Below are 2,487 nucleotides of genomic sequence, written 5' to 3'. Positions count from 1 at the left end.
CGCGTCCACGGTCTGCGGGGTGGGGTCGACGATGTCGAGCACGCGCTTGTGCGTGCGGATTTCGAACTGCTCGCGCGACTTCTTGTCGATGTGCGGCGAGCGGTTGACGGTGAATTTCTCGATGCGCGTCGGCAGCGGGATGGGCCCGCGCACGGTGGCGCCGGTCCGCTTGGCGGTGTTGACGATCTCGCGCGTGGAATGGTCCAGCACGCGGTGGTCGAACGCCTTCAGGCGGATGCGGATGTTCTGACGATCCATATCGCTCTTTTCGTTCCCTACAGACGGCGGCCCGTCCGCGTGATCTCGACCATTTCAAAGACCAACCCGGACGCTCGCGAGAGAGCCCGTACGCGTAAGTCCGCTACAAACGACTTAGGCCCGCGCGCAACCCGCGAGGGCCCTTCCCGAAACGCTAAGTTTTAGCACTGTCTCAGGTCCGTTCTGCGAGCCGCGTCTGCGCCGAAGCGCACAGCCGGTCCAACAGGAGGCGCGTAGATACCTATGCGACTCGTCTTCGTCAAGCGCCCGCGGGCGCTCGCTTCCTCGGGGGCCTAGCTGCTGGCGGTGAGTGGCCCGCTGGAGCGACGGTCCAGCCGATGATGGATCAGACCACAAGCCAAGGCCACCAGACCGCAACAGAGTGGGACGGGCGCGTAGGTCGCCGAAGCCACACCGAACTCCGGCGCAATCTCGAGAAGCAGCAGCGACACAAGCCCATGAAGCAGCCAGGCGAGCGCGCAGAACCAACAAGCCAGCTTGCCCCACCAGGCGGGACGCCACGCCAGGTAGCCGAAAAGGCCCGCCGCGATCCCGAAACCCACGAAGGCCGCCGCAGGACCCAGGACGCCCGGCGACTCGGGGCCGGTGAACTGTTCCGCCAGTCGCGCCGCGGGACCAATGGCCATCCAGGCGCTCAAGACCCCGACGTCTGCCACCATGACCATGTAGATGATCCGCAGGCCGCGAGCGGCCTGCGGGGGGCTACGTCCCGCGGCTGTTTTCCGCCCGTGACGTTGACGCTCAGCTTCAGTGGGCGACGATCCCCAACGCCAGAACCAAAGCACGTACAGCGCGCCAAGGGGCAGGGACACACTCAGCGACATCGCCTCGGTGACGGGCCATCGCAGAGTGAAACTGGCGAACGCCAGCAGCACCCAGAGCCACTTCCGCAGGAATTTGTCGGATCGCACGATCACCCAGAGGGCGCCGATCCAGATCGCCACCGAAGTCGCGACCGCGACCACGATCCACGGCTCAGCCATCAGAGTGGCCCAGAGCTCCGACATGAGAACGTCCTCCCCGCCAAATCGTCGGGGAAGGACGTCATTAAGGTCAAGCTTGTCCGGTCAGTTCCCCACGTGAATGGCGCCGGAGCCCATCACCGAGCGGGAAATCTCCCCCCTCACCTGCTTGACGTTAATGTCGCCGGAGCCGGCGATGCGGGCCTTCAGGCTGTCGGCCACGCCGTCGAAGTCCACGTCCCCGGAGCCGGCGACGGACACCGTCATCACCGAGGCGCGGCCGCCGTCCACCTTCACGTCGCCCGATCCGGCGATGGAGACATCCAGGGGGCCTGACACCGAGGCGGCCGCCACGTTGCCGGAGCCGGCGATGTTCACGTCCAGGCCGCCGCGGACCGCCGCGGTGGCCACGTCGCCGGACCCGGCGATGCGGATGCGGGCCGAGCCGGCCGTGCCCGTGCGGGTGTCGCCCGAGCCCGCCTGGCTCACCCTCAGGCGGCCTTCGACATTGGCGACGGTCCAGTCGCCGCAGCCGGCGTTCTCGAGCTCCAGGCTGGCCGAGCGGCCCACCGAGCCGAACACGGCGCCTTCGGCGTCGACGACCGCGTCCCGGGGCGTGCGCACCACGACCTGCGGCATGTCCGCCCAGCCGATCTCGCCCACGCCGCGGACCTCCACCGAGGCGTTCGGCGCCGCGCCCCGGCAGCTGCGGATCTTCCGCTCCAGGTCGCCGTCGATGATGGTGCGGTCCGCCACGGTGCGGATCTGCAGCGGCAGGCGCGGGTTGGTCCGCACCAGCTCGACCTTGATGTCGCTCCGGTTCTCCGGGATCACGGTCACCCGCGCCACCGCGTCGCGGATCTCCACCATGGCGGCCTGCGCGGCGCCGGCGGTCATCATCGCCGCCCCCGCGGCCAGTAGAGCGATCGGAAGACGCATCGCCTTCTCTCCTGTCCAAAACCCAGGATGAAGCTAGCCGGGAGATGCAACCGAAACAGCTTAAATCGAGGTCATGACATCGCCGTCATGGAGCGGCTGGACGGCAAAGAAAAAGGCCGTCGGGTCGCCCCGACGGCCTCTCTCGTGTCGCTCGTGTAGCTGAGGACTACTCGATGATCTTGGCCACCACGCCGGCGCCGACGGTCCGGCCGCCTTCGCGGATGGCGAAGCGCAGGCCCTGGTCCATGGCGATCGGCGTGATCAGCTCGACGTCCAGCTCGGCGTTGTCGCCGGGCATGATCATCTC

General features: G+C 67.8%; 4 protein-coding genes. All 4 read right to left on the bottom strand.

All coding sequences use genetic code 11. The annotated features are described in order from the left end of the window. The coding region (gene rpsJ, locus VIL67_RS08085; protein WP_332048366.1) for a 30S ribosomal protein S10 at window positions 1-258 on the bottom strand (258 nt) is incomplete at its 3' end. A gap of 293 nt (window positions 259-551) precedes the next feature. Next, window positions 552-1,286 (bottom strand): hypothetical protein, encoded by a 735-nt coding sequence (locus tag VIL67_RS08080; protein ID WP_332048365.1) that lies wholly within the window; start codon window positions 1,284-1,286, stop codon window positions 552-554. Between the two features lie 60 nt (window positions 1,287-1,346). Beyond that, on the bottom strand, window positions 1,347-2,180 hold the full coding sequence (locus VIL67_RS08075; protein ID WP_332048364.1) for a GIN domain-containing protein: 834 nt from the start codon (window positions 2,178-2,180) through the stop codon (window positions 1,347-1,349). A 166-nt stretch (window positions 2,181-2,346) separates the two neighbouring features. After that, window positions 2,347-2,487: EF-Tu C-terminal domain-related protein (locus tag VIL67_RS08070; protein ID WP_473964806.1), on the bottom strand; the 141-nt coding region annotated here is incomplete at its 5' end.

Origin of the sequence: Phenylobacterium sp. (assembly GCF_036563385.1) — a bacterium.
Classification (GTDB): domain Bacteria; phylum Pseudomonadota; class Alphaproteobacteria; order Caulobacterales; family Caulobacteraceae; genus Phenylobacterium.
Note: the sequence above shows the minus strand (reverse complement) of the source record. Positions and strands in the feature narration are given on the sequence as shown.

Bases quoted from the DNA above. Each gene is read 5' to 3' on its own strand.
- VIL67_RS08075 (WP_332048364.1), bottom strand. From the start codon at position 2,180: ATGCGTCTTCCGATCGCTCTACTGGCCGCGGGGGCGGCGATGATGACC.
- VIL67_RS08080 (WP_332048365.1), bottom strand. From the start codon at position 1,286: ATGTCGGAGCTCTGGGCCACTCTGATGGCTGAGCCGTGGATCGTGGTC.